This is a genomic window from Erythrobacter sp., assembly GCF_024305245.1.
Taxonomy (GTDB): Bacteria; Pseudomonadota; Alphaproteobacteria; order Sphingomonadales; family Sphingomonadaceae; genus Erythrobacter.
Map to the genome: position 1 here is coordinate 204,696 of NZ_JAMWYX010000001.1, position 18,675 is coordinate 223,370.

An 18,675-nucleotide genomic window follows, 5' to 3' on the forward strand; every position below is an offset into this window, starting at 1 on the left:
GCGAGGGCAGCTTGCTCCCCGATGAACAGGGGCAGGATCATCATGGGTCTGTTGGCGGCATTGCTCGCTGCGCCCGCGCTGTCTCAATCCTCGGCCCAATCCGCCACCCCCGATCGCGCCCAGCCGCCGCCGCACACAGCGCCGTTCCCCGACCTCGGCAGCGGTGACAGCCGAACGGAGCGGCGCAAGTCCTACGAACTCAGCCCGCAATTGCAGCGCGGGGTGTCCGCTGCGGAGATCCGCGAACAGCAGCGCAGGCTCGATGCCGCGCTCGCTGCGCTCAGCCCGCAGCAGGCGGGCACGCCGGAAGCCTACGTCGTCACCGTCGCGCTCGACAGCGATCCCGTGTTCGCGCGCGAGGCGCGGGAGGCGGCGCGGGTGCTGTCGGCGCGCTATGGGGCGCAGGCCCGCACGCTGGTGCTCGCCGGACCGGACGGCGTGCGCGACGATGCGCCGCATGGCTCGATCACCGCGTTGGTGCTGGCGCTGAGCCATGTCGGCAGCATCATGGACGGGGCCGAGGATGTGCTGGTGCTCTACACCACCAGCCACGGGCTCGATCTGGGGCTGGCCTACCATTTCGGCGATAGCGGCTATGGCATTCTGTCGCCCGGCGGGCTCAAGGCGGCGCTGGAGGAGGCGGGCATCCGGCGGCGGGTGCTGATCCTGTCCGCTTGCTATTCCGGCGTGTTCGTGCCGCTGCTCGCCAGCCCGGATACCGCAATTCTCACTGCCGCCGCCAGCACGCGCACCTCGTTCGGCTGTGCGGCGGAGAATGACTGGACGTTTTACGGCGACGCGCTGATCAACCGCGCGCTGCGCCAGCCGGTCGGGCTTGAGGATGCCGCGCGGGCAGCGGGACGTTCGGTCGCGGAATGGGAGACGAAGGCGCGCGTCCTCGCCTCATTGCCGCAGGTCAGCATCGGTGCGGGGGCCAAAGCGTGGTTGCCCCAGATCGAGGCGCAGATGCCGCGCATCGCCAGCGCGCCGGTGGGCAAGCCGGCGTTCGACCCGGCGCAGTTTACGGTTCCGGTGCGCGCTGGACCGGTGCGCGCCGGGCAGAAATGATAGTCACCGGATCAGCCAGTATCTCGCCCTTCATCCAGCCTTCGCCCTTGGCAGGGTCGATCGGGCTGGCATGGATGGCGGCGACCACGTCCATCCCGTCGATCACGTAACCGAACACCGCATAGCCATTGCGCCACACCGGATCGCTGGCGGCGGGATCGGCGTCCAATCCGGTCTGATCCTCGATCATGATCGAGAAATCGCCATTGGCGCTGCCCGGTTCGCCCATCGCCATCGACAGCGCGCCGTGGGTGTGGGTGAGGCCGGTCTGGCTGGTCGGTTCATGCGCGATGCCGGGCAGAATACGCTTGGGATCGAACTGGGTGCCGCCTTGCAGCAGCCCGTTGGGCTTCGGCTCCCGGTCAAGCCGCATCGCGCGGTAGAACACCGTGCCGTCGAACCGCTTTTCATCGACATAGCGCAGGAAGTTGCTCGCCGTGACAGGCGCGCGTTCGGTTTCGAGCGCGATGGTGATGTCGCTAATGTCGGTGGTCAGCACGACATCGACGTGGCTTGCCTCAGGAAACGGGCGGGTGCCCGGGCGGGCAGTCGCCTTGGTAGCGGGTGCGGCGGCGATCACTGGCGGAGCGCCGGGGGCGGGCGCTGTCCCCTTGATTTCGAACTTCATCAGCAGCGTGCGCTGGCATCCGGCGCGCTCGCCGCCATCGCAATTGCGGAAATTGTCGTCCGAGACGAGGTAGAGGAAGGTGCGCCCGGCTTCCTCGCGCACCGCCAGCCCTTCGAAATTGTCGAGGGTGAGCGGCGGGGCCAGCACGGCGAGGGTCTTCGGACCATTATCCGCGCCAAGTTCGACAATCGCGGCGCGATTGCCCTCGTTCGCGTTGTAGCTGCGAAACAGGACGTAGCAGGTGCCATCCGCCTTGCACGCCGCGTCGGTCGGCACGCCGCCTGCTTCGGCAACGCCTTCGGGCGCGGCGAGGTGGAAGGCTTGTGCACCAGCAGGCGTGATCCGCAGACAATTCGGCCGCGCCGGATCGACCCATTCGCCGCATACCAGCAATCCATCATCATAGGCCGCGAGCGTTTCGACCCCGCCATTGTCCGCCGCCCCGACGATCAGCGCCGCTGCGCCATCCTCGCTTCCGCTGGCGGCGGCATCGGGGGAGGGGTAGCGCCAGATGCGGTGCTCGCGCTCGAACGCGATCAGCCATTCGCCCGTGGGTAGCCGGGTGATCGCCTCGGCATCGCTGCGATCCTTGTCGCCAAGCTTGCGCCCGCGTTCGTCGAGCAACGGGCCCAGCGTCACCAGCGCAACATCGACCAGGCGGCCCTGCACATCGCCGGGCGTCAGCATCAGCCAGCGCCCGTCGTCGGCCACCGCGTAGAGCCGCCCGTCATGCCATTCGAGCCCGGAAATTCCCCCGATCCCGGCCTTGTCGGGCGCGATTTCCACGCCGCCGCGAAAGACCAGTTCTCCGACTTCGCGGTCAGGTTCGCCGGTCGCCAGATCGACCGGGGTGGTGAGCGGCAGGAATTCATCGGTCTGGGCCAGCACCGGCGCAGCGAGCAGCAGGACGAGGGCGGAAAGAAGGGTACGGATTGTCATCCGTCCGAACATATCGGCGCTTTATCGAGGCGCAAGCGGGGAAGCGCGCCATTCATCGGGCAGCAATGTTTACAACCGTAGTCGTAGTGACTACAGGTGTAATCAACCTTGAGGGAGGCCCCATGAACACCCCTGAAGAACCGATTGGCGAACGCATTACCGAAGCCGAACTGGCGGTGATGGACGTGTTGTGGGAACGCCCGCGTCAGACCGCCGCCGAAGTGTGCGAAGCGGTCTGCACGCGCCGGGGCTGGAGCCTTGCGACGGTCAAGACCCTGCTTGCCCGGCTGGTCCAGAAGGGCGCGATCTCCGCTGCGCCCGATGGTCGGCGTTTTCTCTACACCCCCCTGATCGCCCGCGCGGCTTACGTTGGCGGGGAATCACGCCGTCTGGTTGATCGGCTGTTCGGCGGGCGCGCGGCCTCGCTGGTGGCGCACTTGGCCGAAAGCGAGGCGTTGAGCGAGGATGATCTCGCCGAGATCGAGGCCCTGTTGAAGGAGCTTCGGCCATGAGCGCGGTGATGGTGGAAACGCTGGCGTGGACCGGCGTGCTGATCGCCGCCGTGCTGGTGCTGCGCCGTCCCGTGGCGCAGCTGTGCGGGCCGCAATATGCCTATGCGCTGTGGGCGTTGCCGCTGCTGCGGTTGCTGCTGCCGCCGCTGACTTTGCCGGCATGGATGGCGCCTGCGCAGCCTGCCGCCGCGCCGATTGCAGCAAGCGAACCGTTGGTGTGGCAGGCCGAAGCCATGTCCGCACCGGCTGCCCCTGTGGACACCGGCTTCGATATCCTCTCTGTCATCGGCACTCTGCCACTGGCAGAGGCGCTGCTGCTGGTGTGGCTGGGCGGGGCGGGGGTGTTCGTGTGGCGCCGCTTCGCCGCCTATTTCGCCTTGCGTGACGAACTGCTGGCAGAGGGGCGCGAGGTCGGCCGTGTGCCTGTGCGGTTCGGCGCGATCCGGCTGGTCGAAACCCCCGGCACGCTGGCCCCGCTCGCCTTCGGGGTGGCCGATCCGGTGATTGCCATGCCGCCGGGCTTCATGGCGCTGCACGATCGGCGCGCGCGCGATCTCGCGCTGGCGCATGAACTGGCGCATCATCGCGGGCTCGATCTGGTGGTCAATGTGCTGGTCCAGCCGCTGTTCGCGCTGCACTGGTGGAACCCGCTCGGCCATTATGGCTGGCTGGCGCTGCGGCGCGATCAGGAAGCAGCCTGCGATGCCCGCGTGATCGGCCGCGCCGATGCCGATGAACGCGCCGCCTATGCCCGCCTGATTGCCGGTTTCGCCGCTGTCCCCAACCTTGCCCCCAATGCCGCAATTGCCGCGCCGATGGCGTGTCCGGTGCTGGGCGAGAAATCCATTATCCACCGTCTGAGGAGCCTGTCGATGTCCAACTTGTCCCCCCGCCGCCGGATTGCCGGACGCGCCTTGCTGGCTGCCAGCGTGCTCGCCCTGCCGCTGACCGCGACCATCAGCTATGCCGCATCCGAGGCGGAGCAAGCTGCGCCCGAATCGCCGCCGCAGCCGCCCGCGCCGCCAGCAGTGCCGCAGGTGCCCGGCGCGCCCCAGCCGCCCGAGGCTCCCGAAGCGCCTCAGCCCCCTGCGCCGCCGCAGCCGGGCGAGGCGATCATCGCGATCGATCCGGATGGCGAGGGCCATGCGACGCGGGTCGAAAGCTCGACCTATGTCACCGAGACGGTGACGCACGACAAGGACGGTAAGGTGCACCGCACCCGCGTCGTCAGCCGCAACGCGCCCGATCAGGCCAGGCTGACCGAGGAAATGCGTGCAAGCGCCCGCCTGAATGCCGAGCAGCGCGAGGAGCTCCACGCGGAACTCACCCGCGCTCTCGACGAGGCTGACCGGGCGATGGCGGACATCCCCGCAATCGTCAGCAAGGCACTGGCCGAGGCCGAGGTGGCGCGCGCCGCTGCGCCCAAGGTCATGATGCTGAACAATTGCGATGCGAGTTTTGACCAGCCGAGCCAGACCTTCACCGGCAAGGATGGCCGCAAGACGATCATGATCTGCCAGTCGCGCATGTTCGCTCTGGCGCGTCAGGGGCTGGAGGAAGCCCGCACCGAGATTATGTCCGACAGGGACATCCCCACCGACACCCGCAAGCAATTGCTCCGGACGCTCGACAGCCAGATCGCGCGCTGGAAGGAAAAGGAAGGCTGAGGCGGGGCTAGTTGCCCGCTTCGACCACCGGCTTGGGCCGCGCGGGGTATTTGCACCCGCGGCCCATGCCCACACCTTTCAGGAACGCCCGCCGCACCATTCCCGCCGTGTAGGCGGCGCGCAGCAGCCGGTCGTTGCTGGCCGCACCCGTCACCTCGCGCACGATCCCGCGGAACGGCAGGAACGATCCGATCACGCCTTGCGCGATACGCCCTTCGCTCAGCCGGTCGTTCCCGTCCTCATCGGCAATATCATAATCCGCGCCGAGCACACGGTCGAGCTCGGCGATATCCGCTACAAGCGCGTTGCATGTCTCCATCCCGGCCATTGCATAGGGATCGAGTGCGGCGATCTGGAGCGGCTCGGGGATGTCGCGTCCGTCGAGATTGAGGTCGCGCAACGGGGTCTTGGCGACTTCGGTGGCATCGGGATCGGGCATCACCTGCGCGCTTAGCGGAGCGGCTGCAAGCAAGGCCAGTCCGCCCACACCCAACACGGCCACGAACCTATTCGAAAAAGACATTGCAGGCGGTATCATCATTGCTCTCCAGTCCCAGCCTGAGTGCGGACATCCGCTGGCGGCTGGTGCCATGGGTGAAATTTTCGGGGTTTATGCGCTGCCCCGCGCCGCGCTGCAAAGTATCGTCACCAATCGCGCTGGCGGCGGCAAGGCCTTCTTCCAGATCGCCGGGTTCTATCGCCGAACGGTTCTTGCCCGCCCACATCCCGGCATAGCAATCTGCTTGAAGTTCCATCGCCACCTGCAGCCGGTTGGACTGCGACGGATTGCGCTGCTGTTCGCGCCGCACCTGCACCGCCAGACCGGTAATGTTCTGGATGTGGTGGCCATATTCATGCGCGATCACGTAAAGCCGCGCGAAATCGCCGCCGGTGCCCGCCATCTGCTCCAACTGGTCATAGAAGCTTGTGTCGATATAGATACCCTGATCTGCCGGGCAGTAGAATGGCCCCACCGCAGACGAAGCGCTGCCGCAGCCTCCGGTATCGACTCGCCCGTTACGATAGAGATCGAGCACCGGGCGCGAAAACGCGATACCGTTGCGTTCGAAAGTCCCCTCCCACGTCGTATTGAGGCTGGCGAGCGCGGCGCAGGCTTCGTTCGCATAGGCGCTGGTGGCGCAGACTTCCGCCTCGCTCATGTCGCTGGCGGGGGCGGCTGCCGGAGCGGTTTGCTGCTGCACGCCTTCGACCAGGCCGATGGTCTGCATCGGGTCGATTCCGAACACCAGCGCACCTATGAGCGCAATCACCAGCGTGCCGCAGCCGATCCCGCCCGCGCGGCGCGCACCGCGGCCACCGCCGCCGCTGGAGCGAACCTCGATATCCGCTGTGTTGAAGGGGCCTAATCGCAACTGTCATTCTCCTGCATGTTCAAATCGCTGGACAGTCGCTTTGCACCCGTCAAAAGCTGGATTGTCATCAGACCACAAGTGCAGGAGTCGTCGCCAATGCTCAAGGGCCAGATTCTTTCCGGACGGCGCGCTCTCGTCACCGGATCGACCTCGGGAATCGGGCTGGCTGTCGCACGCGCATTCGCGGCCGAGGGGGCCGAGGTGATTCTCAACGGGTTTGGCGATGCCGCCACGATCGAGGCGCTGTGCGGCGAACTGGGCGCGAGCTATGTCGGTGCCGACCTGATGAAACCCGACGAGATCGCGCAGATGATGGCGGTGGTCGGTGACATCGACATTCTCGTCAACAATGCCGGAATGCAGCACGTTGCCCCGGTCGAGGATTTTCCGCCGGAGAAGTGGGATGCGATTCTGGCGCTCAACCTGTCGGCGGCGTTTCACACCACGCGTTTGGCTGTGCCGGGAATGAAGGCGAAGGGTTGGGGGCGGATCATCGCCACCGCCAGCGCGCATTCGCTTTCCTCCTCGCCGTTCAAAAGCGCCTATGTCGCGGCCAAGCATGCGATGGCGGGCTTTACCAAAACCATTGCGCTGGAATTGGCCACCCACGGGATCACCGCGAATTGCATCAGCCCCGGCTATGTCTGGACACCGCTGGTCGAAAACCAGATCCCCGACACCATGGCCGCGCGCGGGATGACGCGCGAGCAGGTGATGAACGACGTACTGCTTGCGAAACAGCCGACCAAAAGCTTTGTGCTGCCAGAGGATGTCGCCGCGCTGGCGCTGTTCCTGTGCGGCGATGCGGCGCGCAACATCACCGGCGCCAACTACGCCATCGACGGGGGCTGGACGGCCGAATGAGCGAGCTTGCGAACCGGGCGCCTGCCCGGCTGCTCATCGCCCTGCTGGCAAGCCTGCTGCTTGCCGCCTGCGCGCGCGCGCCGGTCGCCAGCGTTCCGGTTTCCGAGCGCGTCCTGATCGAGGAGCGCCTGCGTGCCGATATCGCCACGCTGGCAAGCGATGAGTTCGGCGGGCGCAAGCCCGGGACTGCGGGTGAGGAGCGCACGCTCACTTTTCTTGAACAACGCTTTGCGGAAATCGGGCTGCTGTCCGGCACTGGCGATCCGGGCAGCTATTGGCGCGCGCCGGTCGATCTGGTGTCCGCCCGTCCGCTGACAAGCAAGCTGCAACTGGCGCGCGGACGCAATGCGCTGACGGTGCCGGAGGAGGACGGCGTGGCCTTCACCCGCCGCCGCCGCGCGCTGGCAGCGGGCGGCCCGGCGACAGGTGTGCCGGTGGTGTTCGTCGGTACCGGCGAAGGCCCGGTTTCGCCCGATAATGTCGCCGGTGCGGTGGTGGTGCTGCTGGGCGCTGACGGGCCGGACCTGGCGCGGATGGCGGAACCGTTCCGCGACCGCGCGACCGCAGTGCTGACTGTGCTGCCCGATACTGCCGCAATCGCCCGCCTGCGCAGGGCGAACGAGGTGGAACGGATCGAGCTTGCGGTCGAGGAAGTCGATACGCTGGGCGCCTATGTAACCGACGCCGCGCTCGCCAAGGTGCTGGGCGAGGCCAACTGGAAGCGGTTGAAGGCGCGCAGCAGGGAAGCGGACTTTACCCCGATAGAGATCCAGCTTGCGATCAGTATCGATGCCGCTGCCGACCGGCGCGAGTTCACCAGCAACAACCTTGTGGGCGCGATACCCGGCACGGTGCCGGGTTCGGGCGCGCTGCTGGTGCTGGCGCATTGGGATCATCTGGGCGAATGCGGCCCGCCCGAAGCAGCCGACCGGATTTGCAACGGCGCGGTCGACAATGCCAGCGGGCTTGCCGTGATGCTGGAACTGGCGCGGCGGCTGAAGGACGGCCCGCCGATGGAGCGCGACGTCTATTTCCTCGCCACCACCGCAGAGGAGGCCGGATTGCTCGGCACGCGCGCTTTTGCCCGCAATCCGCCGGTCCCGCTCGACGATATTGTGGCCGCCTTCAACCTCGATATGCTGGCGCTGGCTCCTGCCGGCGCGCCGGTGGGGTTTGTCGGCGAAGGGCGCACCGCGCTCGACCCGCTTATCCTGGCCGAGATCGCGCGCAGCGGGCGTAGCACTGGCGACAAGGCGCTGGCGGAAAGCTTCGTGCCCCGGCAGGATGGCTGGGTGCTACTGGATAAGGGCGTGCCTGCGGTGCTGCTGTCGAGCGCCTTCGGCAGCCGTGCGGTGCTGAACCCGTTTCTCCAAGATGGCTACCATGATCCGTCCGATCAGGCCGAGGGAATAGCCTTGGGCGGAGCGATCGACGATCTGCTGCTGCACGAGGTTCTGGTGCGCATCCTCGCCGATCCGGCGCGCTATCCGGCACCCGGAACGGTCGCACCCTAGCGCAAACGCGAATCCGCGGTTACATGGGCCGCCACGAATCTCCCCCCGATTCCCCCGCTCGCACGCGAACCTACGAAAGTGGCACCCATGGATATCCCGCTCGGCCTGACCTTTGACGACGTGCTGCTCCGCCCGGCGGAAAGCAGCGTGCTGCCGAGCATGGCCGATACCAGCACCCGCCTGACCCGCGACATCGCGATGAATATCCCGGTGCTGTCATCGGCGATGGACACCGTGACCGAGGCCGACATGGCCATCGCAATGGCGCAATTGGGCGGCATCGGCGTGCTGCACCGCAATCTCGAAGTGGCCGAGCAATGCGCCGCGGTGCGCGCGGTCAAGCGGTACGAAAGCGGAATGGTGGTCAACCCGATCACCATTGATCCCGATGCGACGCTGGGCGATGCACAGGCGCTGATGCAACTGCACCGGATCAGCGGCATTCCGGTGACCGATCGTAGCGGCAAGCTGGTCGGCATCCTGACAAACCGCGATGTGCGCTTCGCCGAAAACCCGAAGCAGCCGGTGCGCGAGCTGATGACGACTGAAAATCTCGCCACCGTGCCATTGGGCACCGGGCAGGAAGATGCGCGCCGTCTGCTCCATGCCCGCCGGATCGAAAAGCTGCTGGTGGTCGATGATGCCTATCACTGCATCGGCCTGATCACGGTCAAAGACATCGAGAAAGCGGTGAATTACCCGCACGCTACCAAGGACGGCACAGGCCGGCTGCGCGTCGCGGCGGCGACCACCGTGGGTGAAGCCGGGTTCGCCCGCACCGAAGCGCTGGTCGATGCCGAGGTCGACGTGATCGTGATCGACACGGCCCACGGCCATAATGTCGAAGTCGCCCGCGCGGTCGAGCGGGTGAAGAAACTCTCCAATTCGGTGCAGGTGATCGCGGGCAATGTCGCCACCGCCGAGGCGACCCGCGCGCTGGTCGATGCCGGGGCCGATGCGATCAAGGTCGGGATCGGGCCGGGATCGATCTGCACCACCCGCGTTGTCGCGGGCGTGGGTGTGCCGCAGCTGACCGCAATCATGGAAAGCGCCGCCGAAGCCGCCAAGTCGGGCGTGCCGGTGATCGCGGATGGCGGTCTGCGCACCAGCGGCGATGCGGCCAAGGCATTGGCGGCGGGCGCTTCCAGCGTGATGATCGGTTCGATGCTGGCCGGCACCGCCGAAAGCCCGGGCGAAGTGTTCCTGTATCAGGGCCGCAGCTACAAGGCGTATCGCGGCATGGGCAGCGTCGGCGCAATGGCACGCGGCAGTGCCGATCGCTATTTCCAGCAGGACGTCAGCGCGATGAAGCTGGTGCCCGAAGGGATCGAGGGCCAGGTGCCGTTCAAAGGCGCGGCGGCCAATGTCGTTCACCAGTTGGTCGGCGGGATCAAGGCGGCGATGGGCTATACCGGCTCTGCCACGATTGCCGATCTGCAGGCGCGTGCGAAGTTCGTGCGGATTACCAATGCAGGCCTGTCCGAAAGCCATGTGCATGATGTCGCCATCACCCGCGAGGCACCGAATTACCCCACGCGCTAGGAGGCGAAAGTGATCGAATTCGTGCCCATCATGCTGTTCATTCTCGGCTGGCATCCCGACCGGATCGGAGAAATCGACCTGCAACGGCCGCAGATCCTGTTCGCCACCATGGCAGAATGCGAACAGGCCGGAGCAACAATGTCCGCGCGCATGTCGCAGGCCGCGCAGGACAAAAGCGGCGCGGTTTACATGCATCGCTGCATGGCCACGCCCGCGGCATCCGAATTCGATGCGGCCTGGGCGCAACTCGAAAAGCAAGGGCAATGATCCCCGCAGCGCGGGTTCAGGCCGCGATCGAGTTGCTCGACACCATTATCCCTGCGGCACGCGGCAAAGGCGCGCCTGCCGACCGGATCATCGCCGAATATTTCCGTGCCCGCCGCTATGCCGGATCCAAGGATCGCCGCGCGGTGCGCGATCTGGTGTATCAGGCGATCCGCCTGTGCGGGCCGGTGCCGCAAACCGGCCGCGCCGCGATGCTGGCGGTAGCAGGGCAGGACGAGGCCATTGCCGCCCTGTTCGACGGATCGCCGCATGGCCCTGCGCCGCTGACCGAAGGCGAGCCGGTGGCGAAGACCGGCCTTGCACCCAAATGGCTGGCCGCCGCCTTGCGGGCATCGGGGCTGGGCGGGCCGGAAATCGCCGCGCTGCTGGACCGCGCGCCGCTCGATATCCGGGTCAACACGCTGAAGGCCGATCGCGCCGCCATCGACCTGCCCGAAGCGGGCGAGCCGCTCGCCGCGCCGCAGGGCCTGCGCTTTGCCTCGGGCACGCAGGTCGAACAGTGGGATGCCTATACCGACGGCCTGATCGAAGTGCAGGATCACGGCAGCCAATTGATCATCGATGCGCTGCCGGTGGCACAGGGTGACACGATCATCGACCTGTGTGCAGGCGCGGGCGGCAAGACGCTGGCGCTGGCCGCACGGCTGAACAACACGGCGAGCATTGTCGCCGCCGATACCGACAAGCGGAGGCTGGGCAATCTGGCTCCGCGGGCCGAGCGGGCCGGGGCGGCAATCGATAATATCGTGCTGCTCGATCCCTCCCGCGAGATGCGGGCGCTGGGCAACTGGGCGGGCAAGGCCGATCACGTGCTGGTCGATGCGCCCTGTTCGGGCAGCGGCACCTGGCGGCGCAGTCCGGAAGGGCGCTGGCGGCTCGACCCGGCGGAACTGAAGCGGTTGAACGCGCTGCAGGATCACGTGCTCGATGTGGGCAGCTATCTGGTGCGCAGCGGCGGCTCGCTGGTGTTCGTCACCTGCTCGGTGCTCGATGCCGAGGGGCCGGACCGGATCACCGCCTTCCTCACCCGCCATCCCGGCTGGCAGGCGGAGCCGCTGGCGCTGCCGCTGGGCCGCGCGCGCGGGCTGGGCCACAGGCTCGATCCGCACCATGACGGGACGGACGGATTTTTCATCGCCTGCTTGCGTTCACCGTGATAGCTTCGCATGATAGACCCATGCAATCCGGTTCCCGGTCTCAAGCCCTGAAGGAGCTTCTGATGCGTTTCGCGCCTGCTGCCGCCGCTCTCTCGCTATGTCTGGCCATTTCGGCGAGCGTGATCAATGCAGGTGCAGGCGACAACCCCGATGCGCGCGCGACTGCGCTGGTGGCGCAGGGGCAGGCGGCACTGGCTGCGGGCGAGACGCAGGCGGCAGTGGACGCCTTCGAAGCCGCGCTGGCGGTGGACCCCGGCTACACCCCGATCTTCATCGACCTTGCCGAAGCCGCGCGGCAGCAAGGGCTGCAGGGCAAGGCAATCCGTTACTACCGCGAGGCGCTGGAGCGTGATCCGGGCAACTTCGCCGCGATTTCGGGCGAAGGCGCGGCGCTGGTGGAAAAGGGCGCGCTGGAAAAGGCCAAGCGCAATCTGGCCCGTCTGCAAAGCCTGTGCGGCGATGCCTGCCCCGAAACGGTCGCGCTGCAGAGCAGCATCGCGCGCGGTGTTCCGGCACGGCTCGCTGCGGATACCGCAGCCGAAGGCGCCGCTGTCAGCAACTGACGCGGATCAGATAAACTCGCGGAATTCCGCCAGCACCGCAGTGTAGACATCACGTTTGAAGTCGACGATTACGTCGGGAAGCAGCCCCGGCGCGATCCAGCGCCATTCGTTGAACTCGGGCGGATCATGCGCTTCGAGGTCGATATCGGCATCGGTGCCGAGGAACCGGCCGAGGAACCAGTGCTGTTCCTGCCCGCGATATTTGCCTTTCCACACCCTGCCCAGCAAGTCGTCCGGTATGTCATAGAGCAGCGGGCGCGAGGCGGGCGCGACCACTTCGACCAGATGCGCGCCGATGCCGGTTTCCTCCTCCAGCTCGCGCAAGGCGGCGGTGCGCGTGTCCTCGCCCGGATCGATCCCGCCCTGCGGCATCTGCCAGAAACCGTGCGCCTTGGTGTTGATCCGTTGGCCGACGAACACGAGTCCCTCGGCATTCAGCAGCATGAAGCCCGCGCAGGGGCGATAGGGCAGGTTTTCGCGGTTCATGCCGGGTTTCCGAGCATGAATGTCATCGCCGCGACAATCCGCTCAACGTCGGCCTGAGTGCTGGGCACGGCGGCCCGCAGATTGGTGAAGGAGTGCGTCACCCCGCGCATTTCGAGGAACAGGCAATCGCGCCCGGCATCCACCAGCGCCTTGGCGTAGGCGCGGCCCGAATCGCGGATCGGATCCAAGCTGGCGGTGACTACGATGGTCGGCGGCGCGGTGCTGTGATCGGCAAGGATCGGGAAGCCGCGCGGGTCTGAGCGGTCCGCACCGTAGGCTGCATCGAAGAAGCCCATTGTGTCGGCGGTGAGCAGAAATCCTTCGCTGAACGCCGCCATGCTGCCTGACCCTTCCGCATCGGCGACCAGCGGGAAGATCGGCACTTGTAGCACCACCGGCACGGCGGCGGGATCGGCACCGAGCAATTGGCTGACGACCACGGCGGCATTGCCTCCGGCGCTGTCGCCGATGGTGACGATGCCGGTCGCCGCGCGGCCCAGCGCCTCGGGGCTACCTGCCACCCAGCGCGCCCCCGCCTCGCAATCGAGGATCGCGGCGGGGAAGGGCGCTTCGGGCGCGCGGGCGTAGTGGACGGCGACCACCGGCAGATCGAGCAAGGCCGCCAGTTCGGTGCACAGCGCATGGTGCGTGTTGAGATCGCCGATCACGAACCCGCCGCCGTGGAAGAACATCACCACCGGGCCGGGCTGACGCATCTCGCGCGCGTCGTAGAGCCGCAGCGGAATGTCGCCAGCAGGGCCGGGGCAGGAAAGGTCGCGGATCACGGCTAGGTCGCGGGCGGGCCGGTCCGCCATTCCGTGCAGCGCGATATAGGACGCCCGCGCTTCCTCCAGCGTCATTTCCGCCATCGTCGGCCCACCCATCGCGGCGAGCGCATCGATGAAGGCCTTCATGTCGGGGCGGATATAGGGGGCATCGGTCACTGTGGTTATCTCCCGCAAATTCTTTGGCCGTGCGATAGGCGAGGGAGCGGAACTTTTCCAAGCGCATTTGCACTCGCCGCAGCGACGCGGGCGCGCTAGGCAGCGAAGCGATGGATAATCTGACACATAGCCTTGTCGGCGCGGTGCTGGGGCAGGCGGGCTTGAAGCGCACCACTGGCCTTGCCATGCCGGCGCTGATCATCGGCGCGAACCTGCCGGACGTGGACGCGGCGTGCTTCTTCTGGCTGGAGGGCACCGAGCACCTCGCCTTCCGCAGAGGCATTACCCACGGCCCGCCCGCGCTGGTGCTGCTGCCGCTGGTGCTGGCTGGGCTACTGTGGGCGTTTGATCGCTGGCAGACAAAGCGAGGGACACGGCCCGAGGGACGGCTGCCGGTGCGGTTTGGGTGGCTCTATGCGATGGCGTTTATCGGCTGCCTCAGCCACCCGTTCTTCGACTGGCTCAACGTCTACGGCATCCGCCTGCTGGAGCCGTTTTCCTCGCAGTGGTTCTACGGCGACACGCTGTTCATTATCGATGTGTGGCTGTGGGCGCTGCTGATCGGCAGCGTGTGGTGGTCGCGGCGGCGGGAGACGGCGGGCGGGGAGTGGATGCGGCCTGCGCGGGTGGGGATTGCTGCGGCGTTGGCGTATATCGGGGTGAATGGCTTTATCTCGTTGACCGCGGCTCATAATATATATGAGACGGACATGAGTGACACTCACGAACAAATCTCTAGCCCGGTTCCCTTGGCGTTCTGGCGGAGAGAAGTGCTTGTGGGCGGTGAGGGTGAGTGGTTTGTCGAGAAAGACGAGCCGACGGTTCTTCTTGGAACAGCGGGTGGTCGTCCGGCCGAGCCGATCACCCTTCGGCCATCGCTGAAACCCATATCCGATGATGCCTGCAAGTTGCCTGATCTCGCCGAGGCCTGCCGCACCAACCCTCAACTCGACGCCTTCCTGTTCTGGTCACGCGCGCCCTTTGCGACCCGTGCGGCGGATGGCTCGGTGATCCTCTACGACGCCCGCTTCTACGATCCGCGCGCGCGGGGGCGGTTCTCGGTCGCGCTGCCGGATGTGGCGTGTGAGGAACTACCTGCGGGCTAGGCGCATTACGTCCCCACACCCGTTCGGGCTGAGCTTGTCTAAGCCCTGTCCTTTCCTCGGGACCAACGGAAAAAGAGAAATGCAGCCCTTCGACAAGCTCAGGGCGAACGGAGTTTGTTTTGTCCAACACACAACTCGTATGGCTGCGGCGCGATCTGCGGCTAGCTGATAATCCAGCGCTCTACCACGCCGCCCAAGCCGGGCCGGTGGTGGCAGTCTATGTGCTCGACGATGACGCGCCCAAGCACCACGCCTATGGCGGCGCCTCACGCTGGTGGCTGCATCATTCGCTCAGCAGCCTTGCACAGAGCCTCGAAGCGCGTGGCAGCAAGCTGATCCTGCGGCGCGGCGATGCGGTGGAGGAACTCGCTAAACTGGCCGAGGAAACAGGCGCAGCCGCCATCCACGCCAACCACCACTACGAACCGTGGTGGCTGAATTGCGAACGCAAGCTGGCCAAGTCGCTCGACCTGCAACTCTACCACGGCAACTACCTGATGGTGCCGGGCAGCATCACAACCGGCACCGGCGGCCAGTACAAGATCTACACCCCGTTCAGCCGCGCCGTGCGCGCCGAATTCCCGCCGCGCGATGAACTCCCCGCGCCCGAAACACTTTCGCCGCCCGATAGCTGGCCCGCCAGCGACGACCTCAGCGGTTGGAACCTGCTTCCCACCAAACCCGACTGGTCAGGGGGCCTGCGGGATTTCTGGCAGGTGGGCGAGGATGCCGCGCACGAGCGCCTCGAATGGTGGCTCGATCACGTCGACGATTACGACGACAAGCGCAATCACCCCAGCGTCGACAAGGTCTCGCGCATGTCACCGCACCTGCACTGGGGCGAGATCTCGCCCATCCAGATATGGCACGCCTTCAAGCACAAGCGTTCCGATGGCTGGCGCACCTTCGAGGGCGAGCTGATCTGGCGCGACTATGCGCAGAACGCGATCCTGCAATTCCCCGCCTATGCGAGCAAAAACTACCGCGAGGATTTCGACCGCTTCCCCTGGCGCGATCCGGCGACCGACGAAGCCGCTGCGCGCGATCTGAAAGCCTGGCAGCAGGGCCGCACCGGCTACCCGATCGTCGATGCCGGGATGCGGCAGCTTTACCAGACCGGGTGGATGCACAACCGCGTGCGGATGATCACCGCCAGTTTCCTCATCAAACACCTGCTGATCGACTGGCGCGCAGGCGAGCAGTGGTTCTGGGATACGCTGGTGGATGCCGATTATGCCTCCAACGCCACCAACTGGCAGTGGACGGCGGGGACGGGGGTGGATTCCAACATGTTCAGCCGGATCATGGCCCCGCTGACTCAGTCGGAGAAGTTCGACGCGGCGCGCTACATCCGCGAATACGTCCCCGAACTCGCCAAGCTGGAAGCGCCCTATATCCACGATCCCGAGGAATTCGGGCGGCGGCCCAGCGGCTATCCGCGCAAGATCGTCCCCCACAAGGCCGCGCGAGAGCGGGCGCTGGCGGCCCTGAAGGCGATGAAGGGGGGCTGACCTTCTGCACCGGGGGGCTTGCCCGTCCGCCGCGCTCCAGCCTATGCATCGCTTGCAACATAATCGAGAGGGCGAGTGACATGGGCGCGGCACAGCGGATTGCAGGATTGGTATCGGGCGCAGCACTTGCAGCCCTGCTGGCGGGATGCGCGGGTTCTTATGCCCCGGCGCAGGGCGTCGCCGCCGCGCCTCCGCCGCCGCCCGCCAAGGTAGCAATCGTCCAGCCTCCGGCCCGTGACCAGTCCGAATTGCAGGTCCTGTTCTGGAACGATGAGCAGCGTTCGCAGCGGTTCCGCGCGATGGAGCAGTGGTTCGCAGGCCACGAAGTCCCCGCCGCCAAAACCCCGCGCGCTCTGCCCGAAGGCGCGCCGCTCAGTGCCGAACTGCAGGCTGATCTGAAGGCACTGATGACGCAAACCAACGCCGCCGGGATCATGGTGCTGGAAGACGGCAAGGTTCGCTACGAAGCCTATGGCCTCGGCCTGGGCGAGACTGATCGCTGGACCAGCTTCTCGGTCGCCAAAAGCTTTACTTCGACCTTGCTCGGCGCAGCGGTGAAGGACGGCTTCATCAAAAGCCTGTCCGATCCCGTCACCGATTACATCCCCGCGCTGGCCGGTTCGGCCTATGACGGGGTGACGGTGCGCCAGCTCGCCACGATGACCAGCGGGGTGGCATGGAACGAGGATTATACCGATCCCGCCAGCGACGTCGCGCAGATGAACCGCTTCGTGGTCGAATATGGCCCCGACGCCATCGTCGCGCAGATGAAGGCACTTCCGCGCGAGGCTGAACCGGGTACGAAGTGGGTCTACAAGACCGGCGAAACCAATCTGATCGGTGTGGTGGTCGAAAACGCGGTGGGCCTGCCGCTGGCCGAATATGCCAAGGCAAAGATCGTCGATCCGGCGGGCTTCGAAGGCGGCATGTTCTGGATGGTCGATCCGCGCGGCGGCAATATCGCCGGGTGCTGCCTGTCGCTGCGGCTGTCGGATTATGCCCGCATGGGCCAGCTCGCGCTTGAAGGTGGCAAGGGCGCGGTGCCCGCAGGCTGGTTTGCCGAAGCGACCGACAGCGTGGTCGATTTCGGCAATTTGGGTGCGGGCTATGGCTATCAGTGGTGGACCTATCCCGCCGGCGCTTATGGCGCGCAGGGCATCTTCGGGCAGGCGATTACGCTGGTGCCGGAAAAGCAGCTGGTCGTCGCGGTGGTCAGCAATTGGCCGAGGGCAACTTCGGGCGAGCTGCGCGGCAAGACCAGCGCGGTGGTGATGAAGATCGCGGCCAGTCTGGACTAGTTCCCGGACTCCGCCGCGATCAGATCACCTGCCGATAGACGCCGATATTGCTGTACCGCTGCAGGATATTGTCGTGGACGATCGGGCTGAGCAGCTCGTTGAAGGCGCAGCCGACGATGCAGTTGTCCCACCACACCACCTCGGCCTGCAGCGATTCGAGGCCGGGCAGGGTCAGCCAGCACACCTGGCCATCATGCATCCGGTTGATCGAAGCGGCGGAGAAACCCGAGATCGACAGGTCATGGACCACGCTTTGGAACGCGCGTCCGCCCGATGCCCGCAAGGTCGCCGGAATTGTCAGCCGGGTGCGGGGCGAGCAGCGATCCTCCTGCGCGGCAAGGCGATAGGAATTTTCCGGTGGCATCGCGTTGAACCTCTTTTCAGTCGATTGCTGCTGCGCGCAGCACAACTCACCGAAATGTGCCCGTAAAATCCCTAAGGACACGTATCGAGGTGCGGTTAACGTCCGGTTAGGCAAACCGGCAGCTTGCAGGAGATCATTCGATCCGCTCGCGGTGCAGACTGTCGAAGCCGTCGGTCAGCAGTGCGACGAGGCGGTCGGCCACCACCTCGGGCGATTTGATCGTCTTGGGATCTTCGCCCGGAAAGGCGCGGGCGCGCATTTCGGTGCGGGTCGCGCCGGGATCGATGATCGCCACCCGTACTTCGCCGGCGCGTTCGCGCTCGGCGGCATAGGTTTCGAGGATGTTGTCGAACGCCGCCTTGGTCGCGCCATAGGCACCCCAATAGGCCCGCGGCGTAGCGCCCACACTGCTGGTGAGGCCGACAACCCGTGCGCCCTTGGCATTGCGCAGCATCGGATCGAACCCGGCAAGCAGCGCCTGGGTTGCGACCACATTGGTCAACAGCGCCTGATTGAACTGCTTCGGTTCGGCCTGCGCAATCGGTGTCAACTCCGGCAGATAGGCCGCTGCAATCACGAGGATATCGAGGCTGTTCCAGCGGCTCCCGATCGCGGTTGCGAGGCGGGTGACCGCATCCGGTTCGGTCAGGTCGAGCGGTGCGATGGTGGACGTGCCGCCCAGATCGTGGATCGCGTCTTCGACCGCTTCCAGCGCTTTCACCTTGCGCGCGACAAGGATGACGTGCGCCCCGGCTGCGGCCAGCGCCTTGGCGGTGGCAGCGCCAATCCCGCGGCTCGCGCCAGTGACGAGCGCGGTGCGCCCCGAAAGCGGTTTTGCATTTTCGGTCATGGAA

19 protein-coding genes are annotated in these 18,675 nt (G+C 66.2%); 12 read left to right on the forward strand and 7 right to left on the reverse strand.

The window, feature by feature from the left end:
* Positions 1-21: 21 nt before the first annotated feature.
* On the forward strand, positions 22-1,068 hold the full coding sequence (locus Q0L48_RS01070; RefSeq protein WP_296716257.1) for a C13 family peptidase: 1,047 nt from the start codon (positions 22-24) through the stop codon (positions 1,066-1,068).
* On the opposite strand, the gene Q0L48_RS01075 is transcribed toward Q0L48_RS01070, so the two are convergent.
* Entirely contained in the window at positions 1,022-2,635 is a 1,614-nt protein-coding gene (locus Q0L48_RS01075) for an esterase-like activity of phytase family protein (RefSeq protein WP_296716260.1), read from the reverse strand. The two genes, Q0L48_RS01070 and Q0L48_RS01075, sit on opposite strands and share 47 nt — an antisense overlap.
* 122 nt (positions 2,636-2,757) lie before the next feature.
* Here Q0L48_RS01075 and Q0L48_RS01080 point away from each other — a divergent pair, with 122 nt between their 5' ends.
* Positions 2,758-3,147: a BlaI/MecI/CopY family transcriptional regulator gene (locus Q0L48_RS01080; protein ID WP_296716261.1), complete on the forward strand. Its 390-nt coding sequence runs from the start codon at positions 2,758-2,760 to the stop codon at positions 3,145-3,147.
* Positions 3,144-4,814 carry a M56 family metallopeptidase gene (locus Q0L48_RS01085; RefSeq protein ID WP_296716264.1) on the forward strand — a complete coding sequence of 557 codons (1,671 nt, stop codon included), beginning with the start codon at positions 3,144-3,146 and terminating at the stop codon, positions 4,812-4,814. Before Q0L48_RS01080 ends, Q0L48_RS01085 begins: the two co-directional genes overlap by 4 nt.
* A 7-nt stretch (positions 4,815-4,821) precedes the next feature.
* Here Q0L48_RS01085 and Q0L48_RS01090 read toward each other — a convergent pair whose 3' ends face one another.
* Positions 4,822-5,337: a hypothetical protein gene (locus tag Q0L48_RS01090; protein WP_296716266.1), complete on the reverse strand. Its 516-nt coding sequence runs from the start codon at positions 5,335-5,337 to the stop codon at positions 4,822-4,824.
* Positions 5,321-6,187: a neutral zinc metallopeptidase gene (locus Q0L48_RS01095; protein ID WP_296716268.1), complete on the reverse strand. Its 867-nt coding sequence runs from the start codon at positions 6,185-6,187 to the stop codon at positions 5,321-5,323. The genes Q0L48_RS01090 and Q0L48_RS01095 overlap by 17 nt, the downstream gene beginning before the upstream one ends.
* A gap of 96 nt (positions 6,188-6,283) precedes the next feature.
* Between Q0L48_RS01095 and Q0L48_RS01100 the strand changes: the two genes are divergently transcribed.
* From Q0L48_RS01100 to Q0L48_RS01125, 6 genes are all read left to right on the forward strand, one after another.
* Positions 6,284-7,051 carry a 3-hydroxybutyrate dehydrogenase gene (locus Q0L48_RS01100; protein ID WP_296716270.1) on the forward strand — a complete coding sequence of 256 codons (768 nt, stop codon included), beginning with the start codon at positions 6,284-6,286 and terminating at the stop codon, positions 7,049-7,051.
* Complete coding sequence (locus tag Q0L48_RS01105; RefSeq protein ID WP_296716272.1) at positions 7,048-8,565, forward strand: M28 family peptidase; 1,518 nt, start codon at positions 7,048-7,050, stop codon at positions 8,563-8,565. Before Q0L48_RS01100 ends, Q0L48_RS01105 begins: the two co-directional genes overlap by 4 nt.
* 87 nt (positions 8,566-8,652) lie before the next feature.
* Positions 8,653-10,107, forward strand: a complete 1,455-nt coding sequence (guaB, locus tag Q0L48_RS01110) for an IMP dehydrogenase (protein WP_296716275.1) — start codon at positions 8,653-8,655, stop codon at positions 10,105-10,107.
* 9 nt (positions 10,108-10,116) lie between these two features.
* A complete protein-coding gene (locus Q0L48_RS01115; protein WP_296716277.1) occupies positions 10,117-10,374 on the forward strand; it encodes a hypothetical protein in 258 nt (85 codons plus the stop codon).
* Positions 10,371-11,549 carry an RsmB/NOP family class I SAM-dependent RNA methyltransferase gene (locus Q0L48_RS01120; protein WP_296716279.1) on the forward strand — a complete coding sequence of 393 codons (1,179 nt, stop codon included), beginning with the start codon at positions 10,371-10,373 and terminating at the stop codon, positions 11,547-11,549. Before Q0L48_RS01115 ends, Q0L48_RS01120 begins: the two co-directional genes overlap by 4 nt.
* A gap of 62 nt (positions 11,550-11,611) precedes the next feature.
* The gene (locus tag Q0L48_RS01125) at positions 11,612-12,112 is read left to right on the forward strand and encodes a tetratricopeptide repeat protein (RefSeq protein WP_296716281.1); all 501 of its coding nucleotides are present in this window, start codon (positions 11,612-11,614) and stop codon (positions 12,110-12,112) included.
* Positions 12,113-12,118: 6 nt separating this feature from the next.
* On the opposite strand, the gene Q0L48_RS01130 is transcribed toward Q0L48_RS01125, so the two are convergent.
* A complete protein-coding gene (locus Q0L48_RS01130; protein ID WP_296716282.1) occupies positions 12,119-12,598 on the reverse strand; it encodes an RNA pyrophosphohydrolase in 480 nt (159 codons plus the stop codon).
* Positions 12,595-13,542 carry an alpha/beta hydrolase gene (locus Q0L48_RS01135; RefSeq protein WP_296716285.1) on the reverse strand — a complete coding sequence of 316 codons (948 nt, stop codon included), beginning with the start codon at positions 13,540-13,542 and terminating at the stop codon, positions 12,595-12,597. The genes Q0L48_RS01130 and Q0L48_RS01135 overlap by 4 nt, the downstream gene beginning before the upstream one ends.
* 110 nt (positions 13,543-13,652) lie before the next feature.
* Between Q0L48_RS01135 and Q0L48_RS01140 the strand changes: the two genes are divergently transcribed.
* The 3 genes from Q0L48_RS01140 to Q0L48_RS01150 all read left to right on the forward strand — a co-directional run bounded on the left by Q0L48_RS01140 (position 13,653) and on the right by Q0L48_RS01150 (position 17,457).
* Entirely contained in the window at positions 13,653-14,648 is a 996-nt protein-coding gene (locus Q0L48_RS01140) for a metal-dependent hydrolase (RefSeq protein ID WP_296716286.1), read from the forward strand.
* 119 nt (positions 14,649-14,767) lie between these two features.
* Complete coding sequence (locus Q0L48_RS01145; protein WP_296716287.1) at positions 14,768-16,159, forward strand: deoxyribodipyrimidine photo-lyase; 1,392 nt, start codon at positions 14,768-14,770, stop codon at positions 16,157-16,159.
* A gap of 80 nt (positions 16,160-16,239) precedes the next feature.
* Entirely contained in the window at positions 16,240-17,457 is a 1,218-nt protein-coding gene (locus Q0L48_RS01150; protein WP_296716289.1) for a serine hydrolase, read from the forward strand.
* 19 nt (positions 17,458-17,476) lie between these two features.
* Here Q0L48_RS01150 and Q0L48_RS01155 read toward each other — a convergent pair whose 3' ends face one another.
* Together Q0L48_RS01155 and Q0L48_RS01160 are read right to left on the reverse strand one after the other, a co-directional pair.
* The gene (locus Q0L48_RS01155) at positions 17,477-17,821 is read right to left on the reverse strand and encodes a PilZ domain-containing protein (RefSeq protein ID WP_296716291.1); all 345 of its coding nucleotides are present in this window, start codon (positions 17,819-17,821) and stop codon (positions 17,477-17,479) included.
* Between the two features lie 133 nt (positions 17,822-17,954).
* The gene (locus Q0L48_RS01160; RefSeq protein WP_296716294.1) at positions 17,955-18,671 is read right to left on the reverse strand and encodes an SDR family NAD(P)-dependent oxidoreductase; all 717 of its coding nucleotides are present in this window, start codon (positions 18,669-18,671) and stop codon (positions 17,955-17,957) included.
* Positions 18,672-18,675: the final 4 nt, after the last annotated feature.